A 1,418-nucleotide genomic window follows, 5' to 3' on the forward strand; every position below is an offset into this window, starting at 1 on the left:
AGACACAAAACATTATGCTACTAATAAGGAGTGATTCCGGTATTGAACTGGGCTCATTCCTTTTAATTTACATTTAATCCGTTTGTGATTGTAGTAATAAATATAATTCTCTAATTCTATTTTAAAGTGTTCCATACTTTCAAATTCTTTAAGGTATAATAATTCAGACTTTAATAAGCCAAAGAAATTCTCTATGACTGCATTATCGTAACAATTTCCCTTACGGGACATACTTTGGATAATTCCCTGTTCTTTTAAATGATTTTGATACCTTTTTAATTGATATTGCCACCCTTGATCAGAATGAAGAATAGGTGTTTCGCCATCATTTAACCGTTTAAAAGCGCTATTTAACATCTTAGAAACAAGGGCGTATGTAGGCCGTGAGGCTATATTATAAGCGATAATTTCACCATTATACAAATCAAGAACAGGAGATAAATATAACTTTTGACCTTGAAGATGGAATTCAGTTACGTCAGTTACCCATTTTTGATTGGGTTTAGATGCTTGAAAATTACGGTTTAACAGGTTTGGGGCAAATCTTCCGGCTTGTCCTCTATAGGAACGATATTTTTTAATTCGAATGAGCGATTTTAATCCGAGAATGCTCATGAGACGACGTACGGTTTTATGGTTTATCAAGTATCCTTGTTTTTGAAGTTCTAAAGTAATTCTACGGTAACCATATCGTCCTTGATGTTCTTCAAAAATGTGTGAGATTCGTTCTTTAATCTCTTTATATTTATCTGGACAATTAAATTGTTTTACCCAGTAATAATATGTACTACGCGCAATGCCAGCGATTTTTATTAAATCGATGACTTTAAACTCTTGCCTTAATTCATAAATTATTTGCGCTTTTTCTTTTTCTGTAACTTCTTTTTCTCTAAAATTAAGGCTTGTAACTTTTTTAAATAGGCGACTTCTATACGTAAAAGCTCATTTTGAGCCAATAAATCTTCATTTGATCCTTTAATATGTTGAGTTTGTTTCGGTTCTTTTTTCATCATTTGACGCTCCCGTTTCTTTACTTGAAGAGCGTCAGCTCCTTTAGCTTCAAAGAGATTCCACCAATTCCATACTGTGCTAAAAGAAGGAATGTTAAATTGTATGGTAGCTTCTTCAACAGACGCTCCTGTTTCAAGGATATATTGGATTACGTCTAGTTTAAACTTTGTTGAATACTTTGTATATGCTCTAGTGAACGCTGCACTTCCATGCTTTTGATATCTAGTAACCCAGCGCTGAATAATTGATTTATTTATACCATAGTGATCGCCAATCTGTTTAAACGATTCATTACTACCTAAGTACATATGAATAATTTCTAACTTCTGTTCCACAGAATACTTTCCCATAATAAAAATGCACCTACAAATGTTAATTTTCGTGTCTAACATTTGGGGTGCACTTCA

Annotated in this window: 1 protein-coding gene; it reads right to left on the reverse strand. The window is 33.0% G+C overall.

Translation table 11 applies throughout. The features are described 5' to 3' along the window. Positions 1 to 12 precede the first annotated feature (12 nt). Positions 13 to 1,361 (reverse strand): IS3 family transposase gene (locus CDB3_RS31415; protein ID WP_128857193.1). Its coding sequence is split into 2 segments (ribosomal slippage): positions 13 to 902 and positions 902 to 1,361, totalling 1,350 coding nucleotides; the frame shifts between segments, so codons are not numbered across the junction. Positions 1,362 to 1,418: the final 57 nt, after the last annotated feature.

Origin of the sequence: Bacillus sp. CDB3 (assembly GCF_002081505.1) — a bacterium.
In the GTDB taxonomy this organism is placed as follows: Bacteria; Bacillota; Bacilli; order Bacillales; family Bacillaceae_G; genus Bacillus_A; species Bacillus_A cereus_AT.